Annotated in this window: 16 protein-coding genes; 11 read left to right on the top strand and 5 right to left on the bottom strand. The window is 67.3% G+C overall.

What is annotated here, in order from left to right; genetic code table 11:
- Positions 1 to 87: 87 nt before the first annotated feature.
- The gene (gene leuC / locus J6595_RS18840; RefSeq protein WP_209596610.1) at positions 88 to 1,539 is read right to left on the bottom strand and encodes a 3-isopropylmalate dehydratase large subunit; all 1,452 of its coding nucleotides are present in this window, start codon (positions 1,537 to 1,539) and stop codon (positions 88 to 90) included.
- Between the two features lie 482 nt (positions 1,540 to 2,021).
- Between leuC and tssK the strand changes: the two genes are divergently transcribed.
- The 8 genes from tssK to J6595_RS18800 all read left to right on the top strand — a co-directional run bounded on the left by tssK (position 2,022) and on the right by J6595_RS18800 (position 14,471).
- Positions 2,022 to 3,353, top strand: a complete 1,332-nt coding sequence (gene tssK, locus J6595_RS18835; protein WP_209596608.1) for a type VI secretion system baseplate subunit TssK — start codon at positions 2,022 to 2,024, stop codon at positions 3,351 to 3,353.
- On the top strand, positions 3,350 to 4,915 hold the full coding sequence (gene tssL, locus J6595_RS18830) for a type VI secretion system protein TssL, long form (protein ID WP_209596606.1): 1,566 nt from the start codon (positions 3,350 to 3,352) through the stop codon (positions 4,913 to 4,915). The genes tssK and tssL overlap by 4 nt, the downstream gene beginning before the upstream one ends.
- The gene (tssM, locus tag J6595_RS18825) at positions 4,912 to 8,544 is read left to right on the top strand and encodes a type VI secretion system membrane subunit TssM (protein ID WP_209596604.1); all 3,633 of its coding nucleotides are present in this window, start codon (positions 4,912 to 4,914) and stop codon (positions 8,542 to 8,544) included. The genes tssL and tssM overlap by 4 nt, the downstream gene beginning before the upstream one ends.
- Positions 8,526 to 9,284 (top strand): type VI secretion system-associated protein TagF, encoded by a 759-nt coding sequence (gene tagF / locus J6595_RS18820; RefSeq protein WP_209596603.1) that lies wholly within the window; start codon positions 8,526 to 8,528, stop codon positions 9,282 to 9,284. The genes tssM and tagF overlap by 19 nt, the downstream gene beginning before the upstream one ends.
- A complete protein-coding gene (locus J6595_RS18815; protein WP_209596601.1) occupies positions 9,281 to 10,042 on the top strand; it encodes a PP2C family protein-serine/threonine phosphatase in 762 nt (253 codons plus the stop codon). The genes tagF and J6595_RS18815 overlap by 4 nt, the downstream gene beginning before the upstream one ends.
- Positions 10,035 to 12,059, top strand: coding sequence for a serine/threonine-protein kinase (locus J6595_RS18810; RefSeq protein WP_209596599.1), 2,025 nt, complete (start codon positions 10,035 to 10,037; stop codon positions 12,057 to 12,059). The genes J6595_RS18815 and J6595_RS18810 overlap by 8 nt, the downstream gene beginning before the upstream one ends.
- A 194-nt stretch (positions 12,060 to 12,253) precedes the next feature.
- On the top strand, positions 12,254 to 12,982 hold the full coding sequence (gene otsB, locus J6595_RS18805; RefSeq protein ID WP_209596597.1) for a trehalose-phosphatase: 729 nt from the start codon (positions 12,254 to 12,256) through the stop codon (positions 12,980 to 12,982).
- 52 nt (positions 12,983 to 13,034) lie between these two features.
- A complete protein-coding gene (locus tag J6595_RS18800) occupies positions 13,035 to 14,471 on the top strand; it encodes an alpha,alpha-trehalose-phosphate synthase (UDP-forming) (RefSeq protein WP_209596595.1) in 1,437 nt (478 codons plus the stop codon).
- Positions 14,472 to 14,513: 42 nt separating this feature from the next.
- Here J6595_RS18800 and J6595_RS18795 read toward each other — a convergent pair whose 3' ends face one another.
- Positions 14,514 to 15,683, bottom strand: coding sequence for a YbfB/YjiJ family MFS transporter (locus J6595_RS18795; RefSeq protein WP_209596593.1), 1,170 nt, complete (start codon positions 15,681 to 15,683; stop codon positions 14,514 to 14,516).
- Between the two features lie 179 nt (positions 15,684 to 15,862).
- Between J6595_RS18795 and J6595_RS18790 the strand changes: the two genes are divergently transcribed.
- On the top strand, positions 15,863 to 16,636 hold the full coding sequence (locus J6595_RS18790; RefSeq protein WP_245198851.1) for a polyphosphate kinase 2 family protein: 774 nt from the start codon (positions 15,863 to 15,865) through the stop codon (positions 16,634 to 16,636).
- 4 nt (positions 16,637 to 16,640) lie between these two features.
- Here J6595_RS18790 and J6595_RS18785 read toward each other — a convergent pair whose 3' ends face one another.
- Both J6595_RS18785 and J6595_RS18780 read right to left on the bottom strand, forming a co-directional pair.
- The gene (locus J6595_RS18785; RefSeq protein WP_209596589.1) at positions 16,641 to 17,900 is read right to left on the bottom strand and encodes an ATP-binding protein; all 1,260 of its coding nucleotides are present in this window, start codon (positions 17,898 to 17,900) and stop codon (positions 16,641 to 16,643) included.
- Positions 17,897 to 18,628, bottom strand: coding sequence for a response regulator (locus tag J6595_RS18780; protein ID WP_209596587.1), 732 nt, complete (start codon positions 18,626 to 18,628; stop codon positions 17,897 to 17,899). Before J6595_RS18780 ends, J6595_RS18785 begins: the two co-directional genes overlap by 4 nt.
- Positions 18,629 to 18,869: 241 nt before the next feature.
- Between J6595_RS18780 and J6595_RS18775 the strand changes: the two genes are divergently transcribed.
- Positions 18,870 to 19,874, top strand: coding sequence for a hypothetical protein (locus J6595_RS18775; protein WP_209596585.1), 1,005 nt, complete (start codon positions 18,870 to 18,872; stop codon positions 19,872 to 19,874).
- 165 nt (positions 19,875 to 20,039) lie between these two features.
- Here the strand turns inward: J6595_RS18775 and J6595_RS18770 are convergent, their stop codons facing one another.
- Positions 20,040 to 20,711 (bottom strand): DUF1045 domain-containing protein, encoded by a 672-nt coding sequence (locus J6595_RS18770; RefSeq protein ID WP_209596583.1) that lies wholly within the window; start codon positions 20,709 to 20,711, stop codon positions 20,040 to 20,042.
- 314 nt (positions 20,712 to 21,025) lie between these two features.
- Here J6595_RS18770 and J6595_RS18765 point away from each other — a divergent pair, with 314 nt between their 5' ends.
- Complete coding sequence (locus J6595_RS18765) at positions 21,026 to 21,898, top strand: D-alanyl-D-alanine carboxypeptidase family protein (protein ID WP_209596581.1); 873 nt, start codon at positions 21,026 to 21,028, stop codon at positions 21,896 to 21,898.
- The last annotated feature ends 253 nt before the right edge of the window (positions 21,899 to 22,151 follow it).

The raw sequence follows: 22,151 nt of genomic DNA, 5'->3' as shown, positions 1-22,151 counted from the left end.
GCGAGGGGGTGGCGCCGCGCCCCTCGCCCCGGCCCGAACTTCCTCCGGAACAGGGTAAAACGAGCGACGCCCTCGGCCTCGGCCAGCCTACTCCGCCGGCTCCAGCGCCGCGTCCGCCTTGCCGAACTCCCGCACATCGACGAAGCGTCCGGCGATCGCCGCGGCGGCCGCCATGGCAGGGGAGACGAGGTGGGTGCGGCCCTTGGAGCCCTGGCGGCCCTCGAAATTGCGGTTCGAGGTGGAGGCGCAGCGCTCATAGGGGGCGAGGCGGTCTTCGTTCATGCCGAGGCACATGGAGCAGCCGGCCTCGCGCCATTCAAAGCCGGCATCCTTGAACACCCGGTCGAGGCCTTCGGCTTCGGCCTGCAATTTGACGAGGCCGGAGCCCGGCACGACCATCGCGGAAACCGTATCGGCCACTTTGCGGCCCTCGACGATCTTGGCGGCGGCGCGCAGATCCTCGATGCGGGCGTTGGTGCAGGAGCCGAGGAACACCCGGTCGATGGTGATGTCGGTCATCTTGGTGCCCGGCGTCAGGCCCATATAGTCGAGCGCCCGCTGTTTCGACTTGCGCTTGTTCTCGTCGGGAATCTCGGCCGGATCGGGCACGACGCCGTCGATCGCAACGACGTCCTCCGGCGAGGAGCCCCAGGTGAGGATCGGCGGCAGGTTGCGGGCGTCGAGCTTGATGACCTTGTCGTAATGGGCACCTTCGTCGGAGACGAGCGTCTTCCAATAGGCGACGGCCTTTTCGAACTCCTCGCCCTTGGGGGCGCGCGGCTTGTCCTTGATATAGGCGAAGGTGGTCTCGTCGGGGGCGATCAGCCCGGCCCGGGCACCGCCTTCGATCGACATGTTGCAGATCGTCATCCGGCCTTCCATCGACAATTGCTGGATTGCCTCGCCGGCATATTCGATGACGTAGCCGGTGCCGCCCGCCGTGCCGATCTGGCCGATGATGGCGAGGATGATGTCCTTGGCGGTGACGCCCTCGGGGATCGGCCCGTCGACCTCGACCAGCATGTTCTTGGCCTTGGCCTGGATCAGCGTCTGGGTGGCCAGCACATGCTCGACCTCGGAGGTGCCGATGCCGTGGGCGAGCGCCCCGAAGGCGCCATGGGTGGAGGTGTGGCTGTCGCCGCAGACGATGGTCATGCCCGGCAGGGTGAAGCCCTGCTCGGGGCCGATGATGTGGACGATGCCCTGGCGATTGTCGGCGGCGTCGAAATATTCGATGCCGAAATCGGCGGCGTTCTTCGCCAGCGCCTCGACCTGGATCCGGCTTTCCTCGTTCTTGATGCCGTTCACGCGGTCGGCGGTCGTCGGCACGTTGTGATCGACGACGGCCAGGGTGCGCCCCGGCTGATGCACCTTGCGGCCGGCCATGCGCAGGCCCTCGAAGGCCTGGGGGCTGGTCACCTCGTGGACGAGGTGGCGGTCGATATAGATCAGCGTCGACTCGTCGTCCGGGCTGCCGATCAGATGGGCGTCCCAGATCTTGTCGTAGATCGTGCGGGGTTTTTCGCTGGCTTGGCTCATGGGGTTTTCTCCCGGCGCATCGTCCCGGCAATGCGGGCGGCGCCTTTCATGCGTAAAATCGAATGGCGGATCGGGCCTGCGGCCCTGGCAGCTCCGGCGGCGTTCCGCCGGGGCGGGCGGCTAGCTGCCTCCGGCCTCGGCCAGGCGATAGAAGAACCGGCCGGGCAGGCGTGCGCGATCGGAGAGCTTGGCAAAGCCCTCGCTCGTCGGCAGCCGGGCGCTGCCCCGCGCGCGCCATCTCGATGGTTTGAACCCGTTCATTGCCGGTCAAAATAACAACTCGTCCCCGCCCTGACAATCGAAGCGTTCCAGACAGGGTGTCACTCGACGGCGCAGGGCGCTGGCTATCAGGCGCAGCGAGCGCGCCGAACGCGCGTCCGTGTCGTCGTCATCGCGTGCGCCAAACCCGGTTGAACAACCGGAAATTTATCGGTATCCATAATTTCTACCATTAGGTGCATTCTGGGGGCGGCGCACGCACGATGTCCTGGTATAGCAAGGTCGCCTGGACGGAAGGGCTTTTCCTGCGGCAGCATCACCTGCAGCAGCACGACCGCTATCTGGAAAAGCTGATCGAATGCCGGGTGCGCCATCTTTCGCCCTATCCCTGGGGCTTTGCCGAGATCGAGATCGACACCGATCTCGCCCAGCAGTCGAAATTCGCCCTGCGCCGGGCAAGCGGGATCATACCGGACGGCACGCCCTTCGACATGCCGGCGGTCAGCCCGCTGCCCGAGCCGGTCGAGGTGAAGGAGGATGCCGGCAATCTCTTCGCCTGGCTGAGCCTACCCGCTGCGCTCGTCAACGGCCGCGAACTCGACATGGCCGAGGCGGGAAGCGCCAGCCGCTATACGCGCGAGATCGAGACGATCGTCGATTCGGCGGCGGCGATGCAGCAGGAAGAAGAGATCGAGGTCGCCCATCCGCGCCTCACCTTCGACATTCGCGAGACGCAGAAGCCCGGCTTTCATGCCCTCAAGATCGCCCGGATCGTCGAGGTCCGCGATCGCACCATCGTCTTCGACCAGGGCTTTGCGCCTCCCGTGCTCTCGCTGAGCGCCAGCCGCGTCGTCGCCGGCTATGGCGAGCGGGTGATCGGCTGGATCGACAATCACCTGTCGACGCTGGCGCGCTTTGCCGCCGATCCTTCGGCCAGCGGCGGCCTGCAGAATATCGACTACTACCGTTTGCAGATGCTCAACCGGGTGGTCGGCGGGCTGAAGCATCTTGCCGCCTCGCGCTACACCCATCCGGTCGAGCTTTACCGCGAACTCCTGGCGATCGCCGGCGAACTGTCGACCTATTCGCCCGAGCGCATGGCGAAAAGCTATCGGCCCTATGATCAGGACGATCTGAAGGCGACGTTCGAGCCGGTGCTCGACGACATCCAGCGGCTCTTGAACATCGATATCGGCCGCCCGGTGCGGCTCGACCTCGTCGAGCGCGACCGCAACCAGTTCGTCGCCCCGATCAAGAACCGCAATTTGTTCCGCGACGCCGCCTTCGTTCTCGAAGTCGCGGCGGCGCGGCCGCCCGTCACCATCCGCGACAAGTTTCCCGACCTTTGCAAGATCGGGCCCACCACCCGAATGGAGGAGATCGTCCAGATGCATCTTCCGGGGATTCAGCTGGTGCACACGCCGACCCCGCCGCGGCAGATCCGCAGCTATTCGGACCGGGTCTATTTCTACCTCGACAAGAAATCCCGGCTCTGGCCGGAATTCTCCGTCGCGCCGGGTATCGGCATCCAGATCTCGGCCGACTGGCCGGAGCTGCGCATCGAGCTCTGGGCGATCCAGGAGGGCTACCGATGAGCGGCCGGGACGACGAATGGGGTGGCCGGACGGTCATCCGGCCCAATCCCGGCGGTGCGCGCCAAGGCGGGCCGTCGCGGCCGCCCGGCGCCTCGCCGCTGCGGGACGACTGGGCACGGCCGGTGGACCGGGGCGATGGCGCAGGCTGGTCGGCCCCCGAGGAGGGGCGCCAGCCGGCCTGGGCGCGAACGGGCGAAGCGCCGAACGGCTGGAAGGCGCCGCGGACCGGCCAGGAGCCCGGCAATCTATTCCCCGAGGGACCGGCGAAGGAAAAGCCGCAGGCGCCGGCGCAGAAGATCCCGCTCGCCGCCGTCATCGGGGCGCGCGAGGGCGAGCGGATGGCGAGCGCCAACCCGCTGCTCGATGCCGCAGCGCCCCTCCTGATCCTGATCGGGCGCCTCAGGCTCGGTGTCGTCGAGATGGAGGCGACGCCTTTGATGAACCACGTGATCTCGCAGATCGACGGCTTTGCCAGGAAGGCCATCGAGGCCGGCTATTCCAACGACGACGCGCGGCGCGGCCAATATGCGCTCTGCGCCACCGCCGACGACATCGTCCAGAACCTGCCGAGCCGGGAGCGGGCCGAGTGGCTGCGCTATCCGATGCTCGCCCGCTTCTTCGAGGTGCGCGATTCCGGTGTCGAATTCTTCGAGGTTCTGCGCGACATTCTCGCCAATCCGGCCGCCGAATACGACCTTCTCGAACTCTATCACGCCTGCCTGTCCCTCGGTTTCGAGGGCAAGTATCGCACCGGGCATGGCGGCGATGCCGGGCTCTCCCATGAACGGCGCCGGGTCTATGAGGCTCTGCGGCGGGTCAAGGCCCGGCCCGACGACGACATCGCGCCGCGCTGGCAGGGCCAGGCGATCGCGGCGAGGGCGCTGCGCGCCGCCGTGCCGCTCTGGGTCGTCGCCAGCCTTGCGGCGGTCTTCCTCGTCGGGCTGTTCTTTGCCCTGCGCATCCTTTTAGCCGGCGAGGCCGAGGCCGTCGCCGACGAGCTGACGGCACTGAACACCGCGCCGCAGGTGGCGCTGGTGCGCCCGCCGAGCGCCGAGATCGTCACGCCGCGGCCGCCCGAGACGTCCCAGCTCGAACGGATCCGGCAAGCGCTGGCAGGCGAGATCGGAAAGGGTGGCCTTGCCGTCGAGCCGGTCGGCGAGAGCATCACCATCCGGGTCGACAACTCGCTGCTCTTCGACAGCGGCAGCGCCGACGTGACGCCGGCCTTCCGCAAGCTCGCCGACGACATCGCGCGCGCCCTCGACGACGAGCAAGGCCAGATCTTCGTCACCGGCCACACCGACAATGTGAGGCTGAGCGGCCTTGGCCGCTTCAAGTCCAATCAGGACCTTTCGCTTGCCCGGGCGCAATCCGTCGAGGCGGTCCTTGCCGAAAACCTCGGCAATCCGGCCCGGATCGTCGTCGAGGGGCGAGGGGCCGACCAGCCGATCGCCGGCAACAAGACCAGCGAGGGCCGCTCGCGCAACCGGCGGGTGGAGATCGCCATCCCGCGGGAGGAAACCCTTCCACTGCCAACGCTAGAGCCCGATCGCCAGCCATGACGCGTGTTTTCCGTCCCATTCTCGTTCTCGTCGGCCTTCTGGCCTTTGCGGTCGTCGTCTGGCTGGCGGGGCCGTTCATCGCCATCGCCGAGGTCCGGCCGCTGGCCCCGGCATGGGCACGCCTGGCGATCATCGCCGTCGTCGCCCTCGGCGTCGGCAGCTGGTACGCGATCCGTTATTTCAGACGGCGCAAGGCGCAAAAAGCGCTGGAAGAGGCGCTGATCGCCGAGGGCGGCGAGGCGGCGGTCATCGGCGACGGAGCCGTCCTGTCCGACCGCATGGCGGACGCCCTTGCCGTCCTGAAGAAGTCGAGCGGCAAGAGCACCTATCTCTACGAGCTGCCCTGGTACGTCATCATCGGCCCGCCCGGCTCGGGCAAGACCACGGCGCTCGTCAATTCGGGCCTGGAATTTCCGCTGGCCGGGCCCGGAGGCCCTGCAGCCATCGCCGGGGCGGGCGGCACGCGCTACTGCGATTTCTGGTTCACCGAAGATGCCGTCCTCATCGATACGGCCGGCCGCTACACCACCCAGGACTCCGACGAAAAGGCCGATGCCCGAAGCTGGCTCGATTTCCTCGGGCTGTTGAAGGCGCATCGCTCGCGCCAACCGATCAACGGCGTCATCGTGGCGATCAGCCTCGAGGATCTGATGACCCTGCCGGCCCATCGCACGGAGGAATTCGCCACCCGGATCCGCGAGCGGCTGACCGAGCTGCACAAGGAGCTGAAGATCGACTTTCCGGTCTATGTGCTCTTCACCAAGGCCGATCTCGTCGCCGGCTTTTCCGACTATTTCGGCAGCTTCACCAAGGCGAGGCGCCAGAAGGTTTGGGGCGCGACGGTGCAGAGCGGCCGCCGCGACGCCTCGCTGCTCGACAAGGTGCCGGAAGAGTTCGATGCGCTGGTGCGGCGCCTGACGGAGGAACTGACCGACCGCCTGCACGAGGAGCCTGACGGCGTGTCGCGCATCGCCGTCTACGGGTTCCCGGCCCAGTTCGCGCTGTTGCGCGATGCCGTCACCGGCATGCTCGGGCGCATCTTCGAGCCGACGCGATATCGGGCGAAGGCCGCGCTCAGGGGATTCTACTTCACCTCCGGCACCCAGGAAGGCACGCCGATCGACCAGCTTCTCGGCGCCATGGCCGATGGCGGCGCGGTGGACGGCCGGCGGGCCGGCGGCCTGATGTCCGGCATGGGCAAGAGCTTTTTCCTGCACGACTTGTTGAAGAAGGTGATCTTCGCCGAGGCCGGCCTCGTTTCCCATGATCGCCGGGCGGTGCTGCGCGGCCTTGCCCTGCGCTACGGGGCCTTCGCGGCGATCGGCGTCGTCACATTGGCGCTGGCGAGCCTTTGGGCGCTGAGCTACTTCAACAACCAGTCGCTGATCGCCGCGACGCGCGCCGACATGGAACGTTTCAACGCGGCGGCGGCTGCCGATCTGGCGGCGAGCGAGATTGCCGACACCGATGTGGTGAGGCCATCCGGTGCGCTCGACATCCTGCGCGCGATGGAGGTCGGTTACGACAACCGCAATCAGCCGACGCCGCTTTCGGAGGGCTTCGGTCTCGCGGTCAGGCCGCAGCTCGCCTCGGCCGCCGAGGTCGGCTATCAGGCCGGGCTCGACCGGATGCTGCGATCGCGCATCATGATCGATGTCGAGCAGCACCTGGCGGCGCTCGTCTCGGCCAACGACCCGATGCCGATCTTCGACGCGCTCAAGGTCTATCTGATGCTCGGCGGCGAGGCCGCGAAGGTGGACGAGGTGCTGGTGCGCGACTGGCTCGTCCGCAATCTCTGGCAGGGCGCCCTCGCCCTGCCGGACGGAGAGGGCCTCCTGGCGGCTCTCGACCGCCATGTCGACGCGATGCTGGAGCTCTCGGCCCGGCGGGCGCCGAGCTTCGGGGTCAACGCCAATCTCATCGAGGACGCCCGCAAGACGCTCGCCCGCATGACCATCGCCGATCAGGTCTATGCGGCCGTGCAGTCGGGAGAGGCCGGCAAGACGGCGGTCTATCCCGATTTCGTTCTCGTCCAGCGCATCCCCCAGGATGCCGACGTTGTGTTTCGCACCCGCGACGGCACGCCATTGGAAACCGTGCGCATCCCGATGCTCTACACATCCTCGGGCTTTCACGAGGTGTTCCTGGAGAGGCTGTCGCAGGCCTCCGCGCGGTTTGAGGAAAACCGCTGGGTTCTGGGCCAATATGGCGAGCAGGCGGCAATCGAGGATCAGCTCGCCAATCTCGGGCCGCAGCTCCTGGAGCAATATGGTCGCGATTTCATCGCGGCCTGGGAAGGCATGCTCGGCAATCTCGCACTCGAGCCGATGGCAGCCGACGAACCCTATTTTCATGCCCTCGGCGCTCTCGGTGCGCCGACCTCGCCACTCGTCGTCCTGGTCGAAGAGGTGGCGCGCGAGACCGAGCTGGCGAGAAGCGAGGCCGAGGGCCAGCCGGTGTCCTCGGCGGCAAGCGACGACGGATCGGCCGCGCGGGAGGTCGCCAGCGCCGTCAGGACGAGGGTCAGCGACCGGCTCGGCGGGCTCTCGCGCATCGGCCTCGACATCGCGATACGCAAATCCCAAAGCCGCCTCGGCGCCATGGTCGGCGGCGGTCGCAATTCGACCACCGACGATCTCGTGTCCGGCCGCAACATCGAGGCGCGCTTTCAGACCTATCACCGTCTGATCGACGGCGACCGCCCCAATCGGCCGATCGACGCGCTGCGGCTGAATTTCGGCGAGGTGCACAGGACCCTCGTCACCATGGAGCAAGACCCGGCCTCGATCGGCAAGGGCGAATCCGATCTGCAGACATATGTCGGCACGTTGCGCTCCACCATCTCCCGCCTGCCGGAGCCCATCGCCCGGATGGTTCAGGCAGCCGTCAACGACATCGAGGGCGGCGCGGTCGATGCGTCCAAGTCCGAACTGGAACGGGACCTGCAAGGCCGGGTCACGCAGGCCTGCAGGCGGATTGCCTCCGGGCGCTACCCGTTCGATCCCGGCAGCAGCAGCGACGTTTCGATCGACGAATTCGCCGGCCTCTTCGCCCCCGACGGCATCATCGACCGGTTTTTTCAGCAAGAGCTCGCGCCCTATGCCGACCTCAGCGGCAAGACTTGGCGCTGGCGCGTCGACACACCGCTCGGGCGGTCTCTCTCCAGGGCGACCCTGGCGGATTTCCAGCGGGCGGCAGCGATCCGCGATGCGTTCTTCCCGCAGGGCGGTTCGCAGCCGAGGGTGACGCTGCGCGTCGAGCAGACCGCCCTCGACGGCGATGCCCAATACGCCATGCTGACGATCAACGATCAGGTCCTGCAGGCCTCTCCGCAGGGCTCGTCCACCGCGCAGACGCGCAGCTTCGACTGGCCGGCGGACAGTAGCGGCAATGCCGCCGTCCACCTCATGCCGCCGGCCCCCGGCCGCGACCACAAGCTCGAACGCGACGGGCCCTGGGCGCTGATGCGGATGATCGCCGCCGGCTCGCCGCAACCACGCGGCGACGCCATCCAGCTGCGCTATCCGATCGGCGGTCGGTCGGTGAGCTATCAGGTGAAGATCGACACCGCGCTCAATCCGTTCATTCTGCCGGCGCTGCGGGAGTTCCAATGTCCAGCCGAGCTTTGAGCGCCGACGTCGCGGGCGACGTGACAGAGCCTCCGCAGGCCGCTTCGCCAGCCGTCACCTTCGCCGTTTTCGGCAAGCTGCCGCAGCGGCGGGATTTCGTGTCGAGCGGCTTGCCCCCGGCGCTTCTGGCTCCTCTGGAGCGCTATCTGGAAGACGGCATGGCGGCAGCGCGCAGCGACCTCGGGCCGGACTTCGAGGCCGACTATCTCGTCATGCCGCTCTGGCGTTTCTGGCTCGGCGCCTCCTGCTTCGGCGTCGCCGCGCTCGGCGCCCTCATCCCCTCGGTCGATGGCGTGGGGCGGAACTTTCCGCTGGCGATCCTTGCGATCGCGGCGGAGGGAGGCGCCTTCGAACTGCCGCTGATCGATCCGATGGAAGCGGTCTTTGCCGGTATCGAGATGCGGCTGATGGCGATCATTGCCGCCGAGACCGACGCCCCCTTCGATCTCGCGGCGCTGACCGCCGGCCTGAGGCCGCCGCATCTTGTGGGAGAGGAGGCGCAGGCCGATCGCGACGACGGTCTGCCGGCCGGTCTCGGCGGTGTTCTCATGGAGGCCCGTGCGGATGACCACCGCCGACTTGCGGCGGGCCAGGGCTATTTCTGGACGGCCGGCCATGGCGGCGAGCGGCCGGTTCTTTTTTCCCGCGCCGGTCTGCCGTCGGCGGCCGATTTTGCTGCCATGGTTTGCGGCGTCGCGCCGCCGGACGGCCCGGCCGCGACGGTGGAGGCTCAGCCTTGACGGAGCGCGCCCTCAGCCTCGACGTCTTCGGCGCCACCCATGTCGGCAAGGTGCGCGAATTGAACGAGGATCGGTTCTTTGCCGATCCGCAGACCGGCGTCTTCGCCGTCGCCGACGGCATGGGCGGCCATGAGGGCGGCGAACTGGCGAGCGGGGCGATCGTCGACAGCCTTGCAACCATCGGCATCGCAACCACCGCGCCGGATCTCAGGGCCCGGGTCGAGGCCCGGCTGATCGCCGCCAATGCCGACATTTCGGCGATGGGCGAGGCGGCCGGCGGCACGATCGGCTCGACGGTCGTCGTCCTTCTTCTCTTCGGCGATCGCTTCGCGTGCCTGTGGGCCGGCGACAGCCGGCTCTATCGGTTGTCGGGCGACGGCCTCGCCCGCATCAGCCGGGATCATTCCAGGGTGCAGGAGCTGCTCGACGGCGGACTGATCACGCTGGAGGAAGCCTCGACCTGGCCGGAGCGCAACGTCATCACACGGGCGGTCGGTGTCTCGCCAAGCCTCGATCTCTCTCGCGTTTCCGACACGGCACAGGCGGGCGACGTCTTCCTCCTGTGCAGCGACGGGCTCACCGGCCATCTCGCCGACGACGAGATCGCGGCCTTCCTCGCGCGATCCGGCGCCGATGCGCGGAGCATCGCCGAAGGGCTGATCGGCGCGGCTCTGGAGCGCGGCGGTTCGGACAACGTCACGGTGCTCGTCCTGCGCTGCCTCGGCGCGGCGGGCGCTGCGGGAGGCTTCCATGGCTGACGGACCCTCGCATGCGTCCGGCCGCCTCGAGGCGGGCACCGAGCTCAACGACACCTATGCGATCGAGGCGCTACTGGCGGCGGGCGGCATGGGCGAGGTTTATCGCGGCCGCAATCTCGCGACCGACGAGACGGTGGCGATCAAGGTCATCCTGCCGGAATTTGCCGGCGACCCGACCTTCATGCGGCTGTTTCTGCGCGAGGCCGAAACCCTGTCGCGGCTGACCCACGACGCGATCGTGCGCTCCCATGTCATGTCGATCGACCGGCGGCTCAACCGCGCCTATTTCGCCATGGAATATGTGACCGGCCGGTCGCTGAAGGAGATCGCCGTCGAAAGGCCGCTGTCGCCCGGCGCCGTCCGCCGGCTGCTGTTGCGCCTTGCCGGCGGTCTCGACGTCGCCCACCGTGCCGGCATCGTTCACCGCGACATCGCGCCCGACAACGTCATCCTGCCCGAGGACGACGTCGACAGGGCCAAGCTGATCGATTTCGGCATCGCCAAATCCGCAAGGCCCGGCGACAAGACGATCCTCGGCGGCAGCTTCGCCGGCAAGTACAACTTCGTCTCGCCCGAACAGCTCGGCCGTTTCGGCGGCGATGTCACGGCCAAGTCGGATATCTACAGCCTCGCCCTCGTCGCCGTCGCGGCGCTCAGGGGGCGGCCGATCCCGATGGACGGCAGCGACTACGAGCGGCTGGAAAAGCGCAGCGCCGTGCCCGACCTTGCCGACGTGCCGCAGCCGCTGCGGGCTCTCCTCGCTGCGATGCTGCAGCCCGACCCGGCCGATCGCCCCGCCGACATGGCGACGATCTGCGGGGCGTTGATCGACATGCCGGGCGACGGGGCGGGGCAAGCGCCCGCCGATCGGGGCTGGCACCCGAGAAAGGCGAAGGGCGGCGCGGCGGAGCCCGATCCCCGGCGGTCCGAAACCGACGACCGGCCTCTCGACCGCGATCCGTCGCCGCGCTCCGTTCCGGCCGGCAAGCCGAGACCGGCGGCAGCGCAAGGCCGGCGCTGGGCGGTGCCTGTGCTGGCATCGCTCGCGGTCCTCTGCCTCGGAGCGCTCCTCGCTTTGCGGCCGGGCTGGTTCGGCCCGGTCGGTGCGGCCGTCGAGACGCTCTTCGCCTCGCCCGATCCGGCCGCGCCGGAAGCCGGCCAAGCGGGACAGACGCCGTTCGGTCTTGCGGGCACGGGCGATGCGGGCACTGATCCTGCGGGGGCCGGTGACGCGACGTCGGTGATCGGGCCGGACCAGCGCAATCGCGACTGGCCGGGCCGCGGCGAAGACCAGGCCATGCTCGGCCCGTCGCCGGGCATGCGGCAGGACGATGCCCGGCCTGCCCCGCAGCTGCCCGACAGGATCGAAACGCCACCCGATCCGACCGAAGCGGTCGACGACACCGCCCGCTTCGTCGATTACATCCAGGGTTTCGACGGCGGGCGCTGCTTTTACGCCGTGCCGGCCGCCGTGTCCGACAGTTCGGTGCGGATCGACGCCTATGCCAACGGCACGGCCGCGACCGAATGGCTGCTGAGGCAGTTCCAGTCCCGCTTCGGCATCGAGCCGGACATCGGCCTGCGCCCGGTCGTCGATCGTCAGTGCGCGGCCGTCGAATTTGCCGCCGATCGCCGCAAGGCTGCCATCGCCCATGCAGGCATTGCGCTCGCCACCGATGTCGTCAGGAGCGGCGCGACGCTGGATGCGACGGTCGACAATCTCGGGGAAACGAATCTCGCCATCCTGATCGTCGATGGTCGCGGCATCGTCCAGGACGTCAGCGGCCTTGCCCGACGGCGTGGCGACGAGGCGCGACTTCGCCTGGTGTTCGACCTCAAGGAGAACGCCAGCGACCGGCAGTTGATGATGGTCATGACCTCGAAGACGCCGATCGAGACGGTTCTGCCGGATCTGCCGGCAGCCGCAGCCTCGGTTTTTGCCCGGCTCGATGAAAGGTTGAGCCAGAAGGAAATACCCGTATCGGTCAGCCTCAGGGCCTTCCGCGTCGACCGGTGAAGTCCTATTTTCCAGGCGTTTGAACGCTTCGGATCATCTGCCTTCAGAGCCTTTGCCCGATGGTCCCCGCGCCACCTTCGGCGACAGAAGGCGGCGCTCTCACTGTTCTTTTTCGATACAAAATCCAGGCGCCCGCCCTATCTGCCGCGGTGACGAAATCGAACCCTTCGGACCGAAATCGAGCCACCCGACCGATGAAGCGCCCTCCTGCGATTGACCCTCAGACCCATGCGCTGTTCCTGGATTTCGACGGCACGCTCGTCGAGCTGGTCGACGATCCGGACAGTGTCGCGCTCGCACGGGACCGCGTCGAGCGGCTGCAGGAAATGACGGATCGCCTTTCCGGCGCGCTCGCCATCGTCTCCGGCCGGCGGATCTCCGACCTCGACCGTTTCCTTTCGCCGCTGTCCTTTGCCGCGGCGGGCGTGCACGGGCTGGAGCGCCGCGTGCGACCGGACGGCGAGACCGAATTCCTGATGGCGCCGGACGCTCTCGATCCCGTCCGCAACGCGCTTGCGCCGACGCTCGAAGAGAACCAGCGGCTGTCGCTGGAAGACAAGGGCACGGCGCTCGTCCTTCATTTTCGCACGGCGCCGGACCTTGCGGACGTCGCGCGAGGCGTGATGGAACGTGCGACGAGGGACCGCGACGATCTCGTCGTGATGGAGGGCGACAACATTGTCGAGGTTCATCCCGCCGGGATGGACAAGGGCAGGGCGCTGGCGGACTTCATGACGTCGGCCCCCTTCGAGGGACGGATCCCGGTCTATCTCGGCGACGACACGACGGACGAGTTCGCCTTGCAGACGGTGATGGATATGGGCGGTGTCGCGGTGAAGGTCGGGACCAAGGACAGCGTTGCCGGGTACCGGCTTGCGAACGTCGCCGATGTCCATCATTGGCTGGATGTTTGCGGAATCTGATCAACGAACGGCCGGGTTGCCTTGGCCGGAGAAAAGAGAAGGAAGGGAGACGATGGCTGAGGGGCAGCGCAGGCTGGTCGCGGTGTCGAACCGTGTCGGGCCGCTGAACGACGAGGGCAAGGCGGGCGGGCTCGCCGTGGGACTGTCAGATGCGTTGAAGCGGCGCGGCGGCCTGTGGTTCGGCTGGAGCGGCAACACCTCCGACAAGGGAACGTTCAGCGAGGCGGTCACCGAGATCGAGGGCGACGTCGCCCTCAAGACGATCGACATGAGCGAAGAGGAGCTGGATGGATTCTATTACGGCTACGCCAATCGCTCGCTCTGGCCCCTGCTGCACTATCGTCTCGACCTCGCCCAGTTCGATCGCCAATCGGATCGCGTCTACCGCTCGGTCAACCAGCGTTTTGCCGCCCGTCTCGCCTCCCAGATCGAGGATGACGATCTCGTCTGGATCCACGACTATCATTATTTCTACATGGGCTCGGAGCTGCGCCAGTGCGGCTTCAAGGGCAAGATCGGCTTTTTCCTCCACATCCCGTTCTGCGCGCCGGAAATCTTCACGGCCCTGCCGGCGAGCCACGACATCGTGCGCGCCATGCTCGCCTATGACGTGATCGGCTTCCAGACCGACACCGACCGGCGCAACTTCACCAATTTCTGCGTGCGCGAGCTTGGCGGCGAGAAGCTGCCGGGCCACCGGATCAAGGTGGGGGACCGGATCGTCGTCGCCGACACCTTCCCGATCGGCATCGATGCGCCGGGATACGCCCGGTTTGCCGTCTCGCCGGAAGCCGGCGAACACGAGGAGATGGTGCGCGGCATGGTCGGCGATCGCCTGCAGATCATCGGCGTCGATCGCATGGACTATTCCAAGGGTCTCGTGGAGCGGTTCAAGGGTTTCGAGCGGCTGCTCGAGGAATATCCGGAAAACCGGGGCAACGTGCAGTTCCTGCAGGTGGCGCCGCTGTCGCGCTCCGAACTCGACGCCTATGTCGAGCTGCGGCGTGAGCTGGAGGAACTCGCCGGCCACATCAACGGCCGGTTCGCGACGCTCGAATGGACGCCGCTTCAGATCATGACCCGTGGCTTCACCCGGCGGGCTTTGGCCGGTATCTATCGCGCCGCCCGGGTCTGCCTCGTGACGCCGCTGCGCGACGGCATGAACCTCGTCGCCAAGGAATATGTCGCGGCCCAGGACCCGGAAGATCCGGGCGTGCTGATCCTGTCCCGTTTTGCCGGAGCTCGCGCGGAATTGCGGGAGGCGCTGGTCGTCAATCCCTATTCGACCGACGATGTCGCAAGAGCCTTGCAGCGGGCGCTGACGATGCCGCTCGAGGAGCGCAAGCGGCGGTGGGAACAGATGCGTGAAGCCGTGTTCCACGGCACGTCGGCCCACTGGTGCGACAGCTTCCTTCAGCGGCTCGAACAGGCGGGCAACGACGAGGATGGTCCGGAAGCCGAGGCCGCTGCCGAGGCGCATCCGTCCTGATCGCTGCGGGGCTTGTGCTTTAAGCGCGCGAGCCGCGCCCCCTCAGTCCGGCATACGCGGCTTCGGGGCATCGCTTCGGCCGCGGATCGCAAGGACGACGGCGATCAGGCCGAGCGTGAGAACGCCGGCCGAGGCCGCTAGCGGCAGGGTGTAGTCCGCTTCCCCGGCGACGAGGAGGCCCGCGACATAGGGGCCGATCATCTGGCCAAGGCCAAAACCGGCCGTCAGCACCGCAAAGCCCCGGCCTCCCAGCCCGTGCCGGCCGAGCGGCATGGTCAATAGCGTGATGGCGATGAAGGTGCCGCCGAAGAGCACGGCGCCGAGGATCGCCGCGACCGGCGCGCCGCTCGCCACCGGCAGAGCCACGCCGACGATCTGCGCCACATAGGCGATGACCAGCGCCATCGAAAATCCGATCCGCTCGGCGATCCTCGACCAGAACAGGCAGCTCGGCAGAATGGAAAGGCCGGTGATGATCCACACCCAGTCGCCGAGCGCCTCGATGCCGGGACGGGACTTGATCAGGGCTACGATGAAAGTCGCGAAGACCGAATAGCCGAGACCCTGGAGCGTATAGCCCGCCAAAAGCGGCCAGAAGGGCAAAGCGCGCGCCACCCGCCGGCGGGAATCGGCCGGGCGCCGCGATGGCGGCAACGGCCTTTCGCGCAACAGAACGAGCACGAACGGAACCAGCGCCGCCGTCAGCCCACCGATCAGCACCCACAGCGTCGAGGACGCCAACGTCTCGACGAGCAGGTGGACGACCAGGCCTGAGGCCGCAATTCCCGCGCCGACGCCGCCGAACACCCAGGCAAGGCGTCCTTCCTCGCCGACCTTGGCGAGCTGGTCGGCGACGATGCCGGCCGCCGAGATCATCGCGAAGGCGCTGGCGATGCCGGAGATCGTGCGAAGGACGAGCCACACCGTCAGATCCGAGGTGAAGCCCATCAGGATGGTGGTGGCGACGCTCGCCACCAGGCCGGCCTGAAAGGCGATCCGGCGGGCGAGCCCGCGCGAGGCGAGGGCAGCCAGCATCGAGCCGGCGAAATAGCCGGCGAAGTTGGCGCTGGCGATCAAGCCGGCGACGTCGGGTCCAAAGCCGTATTGTCGCTGCATCAGCGGCAGGAGCGGGGTGTAGAGAAAGCGCCCGACGCCCATCACGATGGCAAGGGTGAGGCTTCCTCCGAGGAGAAGCTTGACGGTCGAATTCATGGAACGGGCAAGTCCTCGTGCCGGAGGTGGGCCATGCGAGGTGAGGGAGGATCTGGCCTCTTTTGCACATGGCGATGCGCGGCGCCAAGACCATATGCCCGAAGCAGCGGTGAACAGATATGTGCCATAGGCGGAACGCAGTGCCGCCGTCGCGCTGGAATGAAGGAGAAGAGACCGGCATGAAACTCGAGCAACTGGACATGTCGGCGCGGATCGACGGCGACGCCTATGACGAGCGCATGGCCGAGCTGACGACGCGCTTCCTGGCGATCCATCAGGCCTACCTCTTTCATCACAGGAAGGCCGTCATCGTCTTCGAAGGGTGGGACGCGGCCGGCAAGGGCGGCACGATCCGCCGCATGTCCTCCGTCATCGACCCGCGCGGGCTGAAGGTCTGGCCGATCGGCGCGCCGGGCGAGGAGGATCGCACCCGGCATTATCTCGCGCGGTTCTTCGAGCGCCTGCCGCAGGCGAGCGAGATCGCCGTCTTCGACCGCTCCTGGTATGGCCGCGTGCTCGTCGAGCGGGTGGAGGAATTTACCGACGAAAAGGCCTGGCGCCGCGCCTATGGCGAGATCAACGCCTTCGAGGCGATGCTCACCGACGCAGGCACGAAGGTCATCAAGACCTTCCTCTACATCGATCCCGACGAACAGCTGAAGCGCTTCGAAAAGCGGCTGGAGGACCCGCTGAAACGCTGGAAGCTGACCTATGAGGATTTCCGCAACCGGGAAAAGTGGGACGAATATCTCGCCGCCGCAAACGACATGCTGGCGCGAACCGATACGGCCAACGCGCCCTGGCACGTCGTGCCGGCCAACCAGAAGAAATACGCCCGCGTCAGCGCGCTCACCCATATCGCGGACAAGCTGTCGGAGGGCGTCGATCTGACCCCGCCGCCGCCGGACCCGGCGATCGAGGAACGCTTCCGCAAGGAGTCCGCCGGGCGCTGAGGGGTCAGGCCGTCACTGCCAGCGGCAGGCGGACTCGCTGCCTCAGCCCGCCTTCGGGGCGGTTGGCGATGGCGATGGTGCCGCCGGCCTGATCGACGATCTCCTTTGCGATCGCCATGCCGAGCCCGGCGCCGGGCTTCAGTTTGCGGCGGCCGGGATCGACGCGGAAGAACGGCTCGAAGGCGCGCTCCAGCATGTCCTCGGGGATGCCCGGTCCGTCGTCCTCGATCACAATTTCGGCAAAGCCGCCCTCGCGGCCAAGCGCGAGCCGCGCATTGCCACCATGCACGGCGGCGTTTTCCATGAGATTGCGCAGGGCGCGTTTCAAAGCCAGCGGACGGCCGAGAACGGCGAGATCGGGCACCGCCTGCGCGGGCGGCGCCACGCAGCGGCCGATCTCGCCGAGTTCGCCGACGATCTCGGCAAGCAGCGGCTTCAGCCGCACCGGCTCGGCCGCCTGCGGTTCGACCTCCTCGCGCACCAGGCGAATGGCGCTGTCGGCGATGCGGTCGAGCTCCTCGAGGTCCTTCAGCCAGGTCTCGCGTTCCTCGTCGGGCAGAAATTCGGCCCGTAGCCGCATGCGGGTCATCGGCGTTCTGAGATCATGGCCGGCGGCGGCGACGAGGCGCATGCGGCTTTCGACGGCGGTGCGCACCCGCGCCGTCAGCCGATTGAGCGCCGATGCCGTCGCGCGCACCTCGGCCGGGCCGTCCTCGGGCACATGGGCCGGCAGGCCGTCGGGCCCGACGGTCAGGACCGCTTCGTCGAGGATGACGAGCGGCCGGGTCATCTTGGTCGCCGCGAAGATCGAGACCGCCGCGACACCGGCCGCAAGAACGGCGAGGTAGGTGATGAAGCCGTAGAGATTGCGAGGCGGAAAGCCCGGATAGGGCAGATAGGCCCAGCGGCCCGGCGTGATCTCGAAGGCGATCTGGCGGGTGCGCGAAGCAGGATCGCCGATGATCCGCACATCTGTCTGCAGGCCCTGTGCCGAAAGGCCCTCGACAATACCCCTGCGGTCGCGGACGAAGTCGTCGGGTTCCCGCGTCGGCTCGGGGCCGATCGTGATCCCCAGCCGATCCGCCGCCGTCGGATCTTCCCGCAGGACGGTGGTGACGATGCGCACCTCTTCGGCGAAGGTACTGCGAAAGCTGTCGCGATCGGGCCGGTCGAGCATCGTCAGCGACACCAGAGCTGCCAGGGCGACGACACCGAGGACCGAGACGAGAAGCAGAAGCGCGAGGCGAAACCGTAGGGACTTCAAGGCTGAGTCTCGTCTTCCTCGCGTTCGACGCGCGCGGCAAACTGATAGCCGCCATTGCGAACGGTCTTGAAGAGACGGAAGACGCCGTTGTCGTTGAGTTTGCGGCGCAGACGGCTCATCGTCACGTCGATCGAGCGGTCGAACGGATCGACGGACCGACCATGGAGGAGATCCATCAGGATTTCGCGCGAGAGGACCCGGCCCGGCCGATCGAGGAAGATCATCAGAAGATCGAACTCCGCGCCGGTCAGCGGCACGTCCGTGCCGTCGGGGTCGCTGAGGCTGCGCCGTTCGGGAATCGCGGTGAAACCCTCGAACCGGTAGGCGGGCGCCGTGCGCTCTTCCTTCGGCGCCGCCGAACTGCCACGACGCAGGACGGCGCGGATCCGGGCCGCGAGTTCGCGCGGGTTGAAGGGCTTGCCGAGATAGTCGTCGGCGCCGAGTTCGAGCCCGATGATCCGGTCGACGTCTTCCTTGAGGGCGGTGAGCAGGATCACCGCGAGGTCCGGCCGCTCGTCCTTGATCTCGCGGCAGATGTCGAGGCCGGACCCGTCCGGCAGCATGACGTCGAGAACCACGAGATCGACGCGGGAATCCGCGAGGCGCTGCTGACACTGCCGCTTGTTGGCCGCCAGCTGGCACCGGAAGCCCTGTCCGTCGAGATACTTGCCGAGGAGGCGGCAGATCTCGGGGTCGTCGTCGACGACGAGGATGTTCGGTTGGGTCATTGTCTCTCGTCCCGGAAATGTCGGCGGCCATTCGGCCTCGCTCTCACCGTCTAGCCCAGTGCGGAGGCCTCTGACACGCTCGGCCGGGATCCGCTTTGTAACTCCGTATTGCTGCAGCGGTCTTCGATACACAGCGTAACAAATCAATCCCTTCCGGGCGATATTCGGCAATCTTTCGCCGCACCCTCGCAACAAGTGCTGCCTATGTCTCTTTCATCACTCGAATTAGAGGAGATCAGTGATGAGATCATTTCGAGACCATGTGAACGCATCCGGCGGGAACGGCATGTTTGGCCGCCGCGCCAAGATGGCCACGGGCGCGATCCTGGCGGCGGCGCTTGCCGGAACCAGCGCCTTCGCGCAGGCCGCCCCGCAGTCGAACCCTCAGAAGGCGCAGGAGATGCGCCAGAACGATGGACAGAACGCTCCGATGCGGCTCGCCCAGAATTTCGATGGCGGTCGCAAGGACTGGCGTCATGGCGGCCGTCATGGCGGCCCGGGCCATCGCGGACATGGCCGCCGCGGGCCGCATGGCGACATGATGATGTCGCCGGCCAAGCTGGCCGGAGCGCTCGCCGCGCTCGAGACCGGCATCGGCATCCAGCCGGAGCAGATGGCGACTTGGCGCAAGTTCACCGCCTCGCTCATCAACTTCGCCGAGGCGATGCAGCCTCCGCGGCCTCCCATGGGACCGCGCGGGATGGGGCCTGGCGGCCCTGGCATGGGGCCGGAACAAGCTGGCCCGGGGGCTCCTCAGGGGCCCGACGCCGATGCTCCTGAGGGCGACGACACCGCTCAGGCGCCGGACAACGCTCAGGCGCCTGACACCGCCGACGCCCCCGGCCAGTCCGGAAGCCGCGAGCTGTTTGCCTTCCGCATGCTCGATCGCTTCGCGGACCGGGCCATCGACGCCGGCGACAAGGCGCAGCAGATGAAATCCGCGCTCGCCGATCTGGAATCCACCCTGACGCCGGAACAGATCGACACGGCCCGCGGCCTCATCCGCTCGATGATGCGCGACATGCGCCGTGAAGCCCACATGGGCGATCATGGCCGCAAGGGCCCCGGCGGCAAGGGGCGCGGCGACCACCGGCCAGGGCCGCGCGGCCCCATGTCGCCGGGTGGCGACATGGGTGCGGGTCCGCGAGGCCCCGGCGGCCCGGGTGGCCCGGGTGGCCCTGGCGGCGATGGCCCCAGGGGCCCGCGTCCGCCGATGCCGCCGACGGATATGCCCGACCGCGGCTGACGCTCGGCACAAGAACTGCGGCGGGGGATTATCCCCCCAATCTCCCCCGCAGACTGCGTGCCGGTTGCCGCCACTCCGGCACGCGAGAAAGCCGCCGAGGTCCGAAAGGACCTTGGCGGTTTTCACTTTGGGCCCGTCGCCCGTTTCGAAGCGAGGCTGACGCGTTCAGCGCTTTTCGAATCGATGGACCGAATGGACCCGGAACGGAGCACCGGGCTCCGGCTCGAGGAAGACCGCGAGCTGATCGATGGCCAGCGCCTCGCCGTCGAAGGACGAGAACGTGGCCTCGAGTTCCGGATTGAGCCTTGCGGCCTCGTCATCGCAAAGCGCGCCCGACAACGTCATGTGGAAGCGAAAATCCTCGAAGACGTAAGGATAGCCCCACTCTTCGAGATAGGCGCGCTGGCGCTCGCTCAGACGTTCCGGCCGCCGTCTGGCGATCTCGGCTTCGTTCGGCCGTGCCCGAAAGGGCGCAAAGGCCCTGACAGCCGCGGCTTCCAGCATATCGAGAGCCGGCGACGGCTCGGCCGGCACGAGGGCGAAGAACGCGCCGAGCCTTTGCGGGACGGCGGCGGTGATTTCGAACGCGGCCTGTGCGGCACAAAACTCGGCGAGCCGCGCGTCGATGTCTTCCAACTGGGCGTTTTCGGCGAAGCGAAACGGCGCGACGATGGTCGCGTGGAAGCCGTAGCGGGCAGGGGAGGCGACCAGCGGGTCGCGGATGTCGTCGGCCGGGCGGGTGGCTTCGCCGTCATAGGGGTTGCGGCCGAGCCATTCATTGGCCGTCTTGGCGAGGGAAGACCCCGCCGGCGGGGTGTAATAGATCGCCGCGCGCATGCCGGTCGTCCTCTGGTGTCCTGCACGGTTCTCGTCGGCCGTGCTCCGAATAGTCGCTGCGGGCCGCGCCCTTTGCCTTCGCGGCAAAATGCCTCCCGCATGATGACGGTGTGATGTCAGGCCAAAATCGCTCCGTAAAGCCCGTTTCGCCGTTCCCAAGCCAGGCAGCGCACACTTGCGCGTCACATCCCGTGTGGCATGCCCGGCACAGGCAAAGCTCGAAGTCTTTCAACGCTCTCTTCCGGGTTTGACAGGATTCGCGCCGGTTGCGCATAGCTCGTTGAATGCAATCCTCCAGACGCGGCGGCTGACCCATGCGACTTTGGTTCCAGGCACTTTTCTCTGCCCGGCCGTTCCGCCTTCTGGCCTGTCTTGCCTTCGCGGCAACGCTCGCCGGCTGTCAGACCGCCGAACTGTCTCCCGCCGGACTCGGCATCGCCACTTTGAGCGATGCGAGCTCTGCCGAGGTGCGCGGCCATTCCGTCCTCGTCATGGATTATCAGAGCGGCCGGATCCTCGAGGCGGAGAATGCCGACGCGCTGCGCTATCCCGCGTCACTGACGAAGATGATGACGCTCTATCTGCTCTTCGAAGCGGTGGAGGCCGGCAAGATCTCGCTCGACACGCCGCTGACCGTGAGCGCGACGGCGGCGGCCGAGCCGCCCTCGAAGCTCGGCTTCAAGCCGGGCGAAACCATCACGGTCAGAGACGCGGCGCAGGCGCTGGCAACGAAATCGGCCAATGACGTCGCCGTGGTCATCGCGGAAAATCTCGCCGGCACCGAGGAGAGATTTGCCGCCGTGATGACCGCAAGGGCGCGTCAGCTCGGCATGCGCAACACCCGTTTCGTCAACGCCTCCGGCCTGCCCGACCCGCGCCAGATCTCGACCGCGCGGGACATGGCGATCCTCGCCAGGGCGCTGATCTCGCGCAATCAGCGCTACATGCCGATGTTCCGCGTGACGCAGTTCGTCTTCAAGGGCCGGACCTACCGGGCCACCAACAAGCTGCTCGGCAAGGTCGAGGGGGTCGACGGGCTGAAGACCGGCTATATCCGCGATTCCGGCTTCCATCTCGTCGCCACCGCCATGCGCAACGGTCGCCGCATCATCGTCGTCGTCATGGGCGGCCGCACGGGCAGCGAGCGCAATGCCGAGGTCACGGCGCTCATCGACAAGTATCTTTGAAGGCGGGCGTGAAGGCTGGAGCAGAAGCCCTTCATCCTGAGGCGCGACGCCGAGCGCAGCGAGAAGGAGCCTCGAAGGGCGAGGGGCTTCTGCCGGCAGTAAGCCAGAGCTTCATTTTGACTGTTCATTCACCTCGATCAGCGTCTGCGGCGCGCCCTCGTCCTTCGAGGCTCGCTTCGCTCGCACCTCAGGATGCGGTCGACTGATACGCTGTCCGATCGATCAGATCAGGCCGCGTATCAAGCCCGCACGG

The organism is Jiella mangrovi (assembly GCF_017815135.1).
GTDB classification, from domain to species: Bacteria; Pseudomonadota; Alphaproteobacteria; order Rhizobiales; family Rhizobiaceae; genus Jiella; species Jiella mangrovi.
This window is presented reverse-complemented; position numbering and strand designations above follow the sequence as displayed.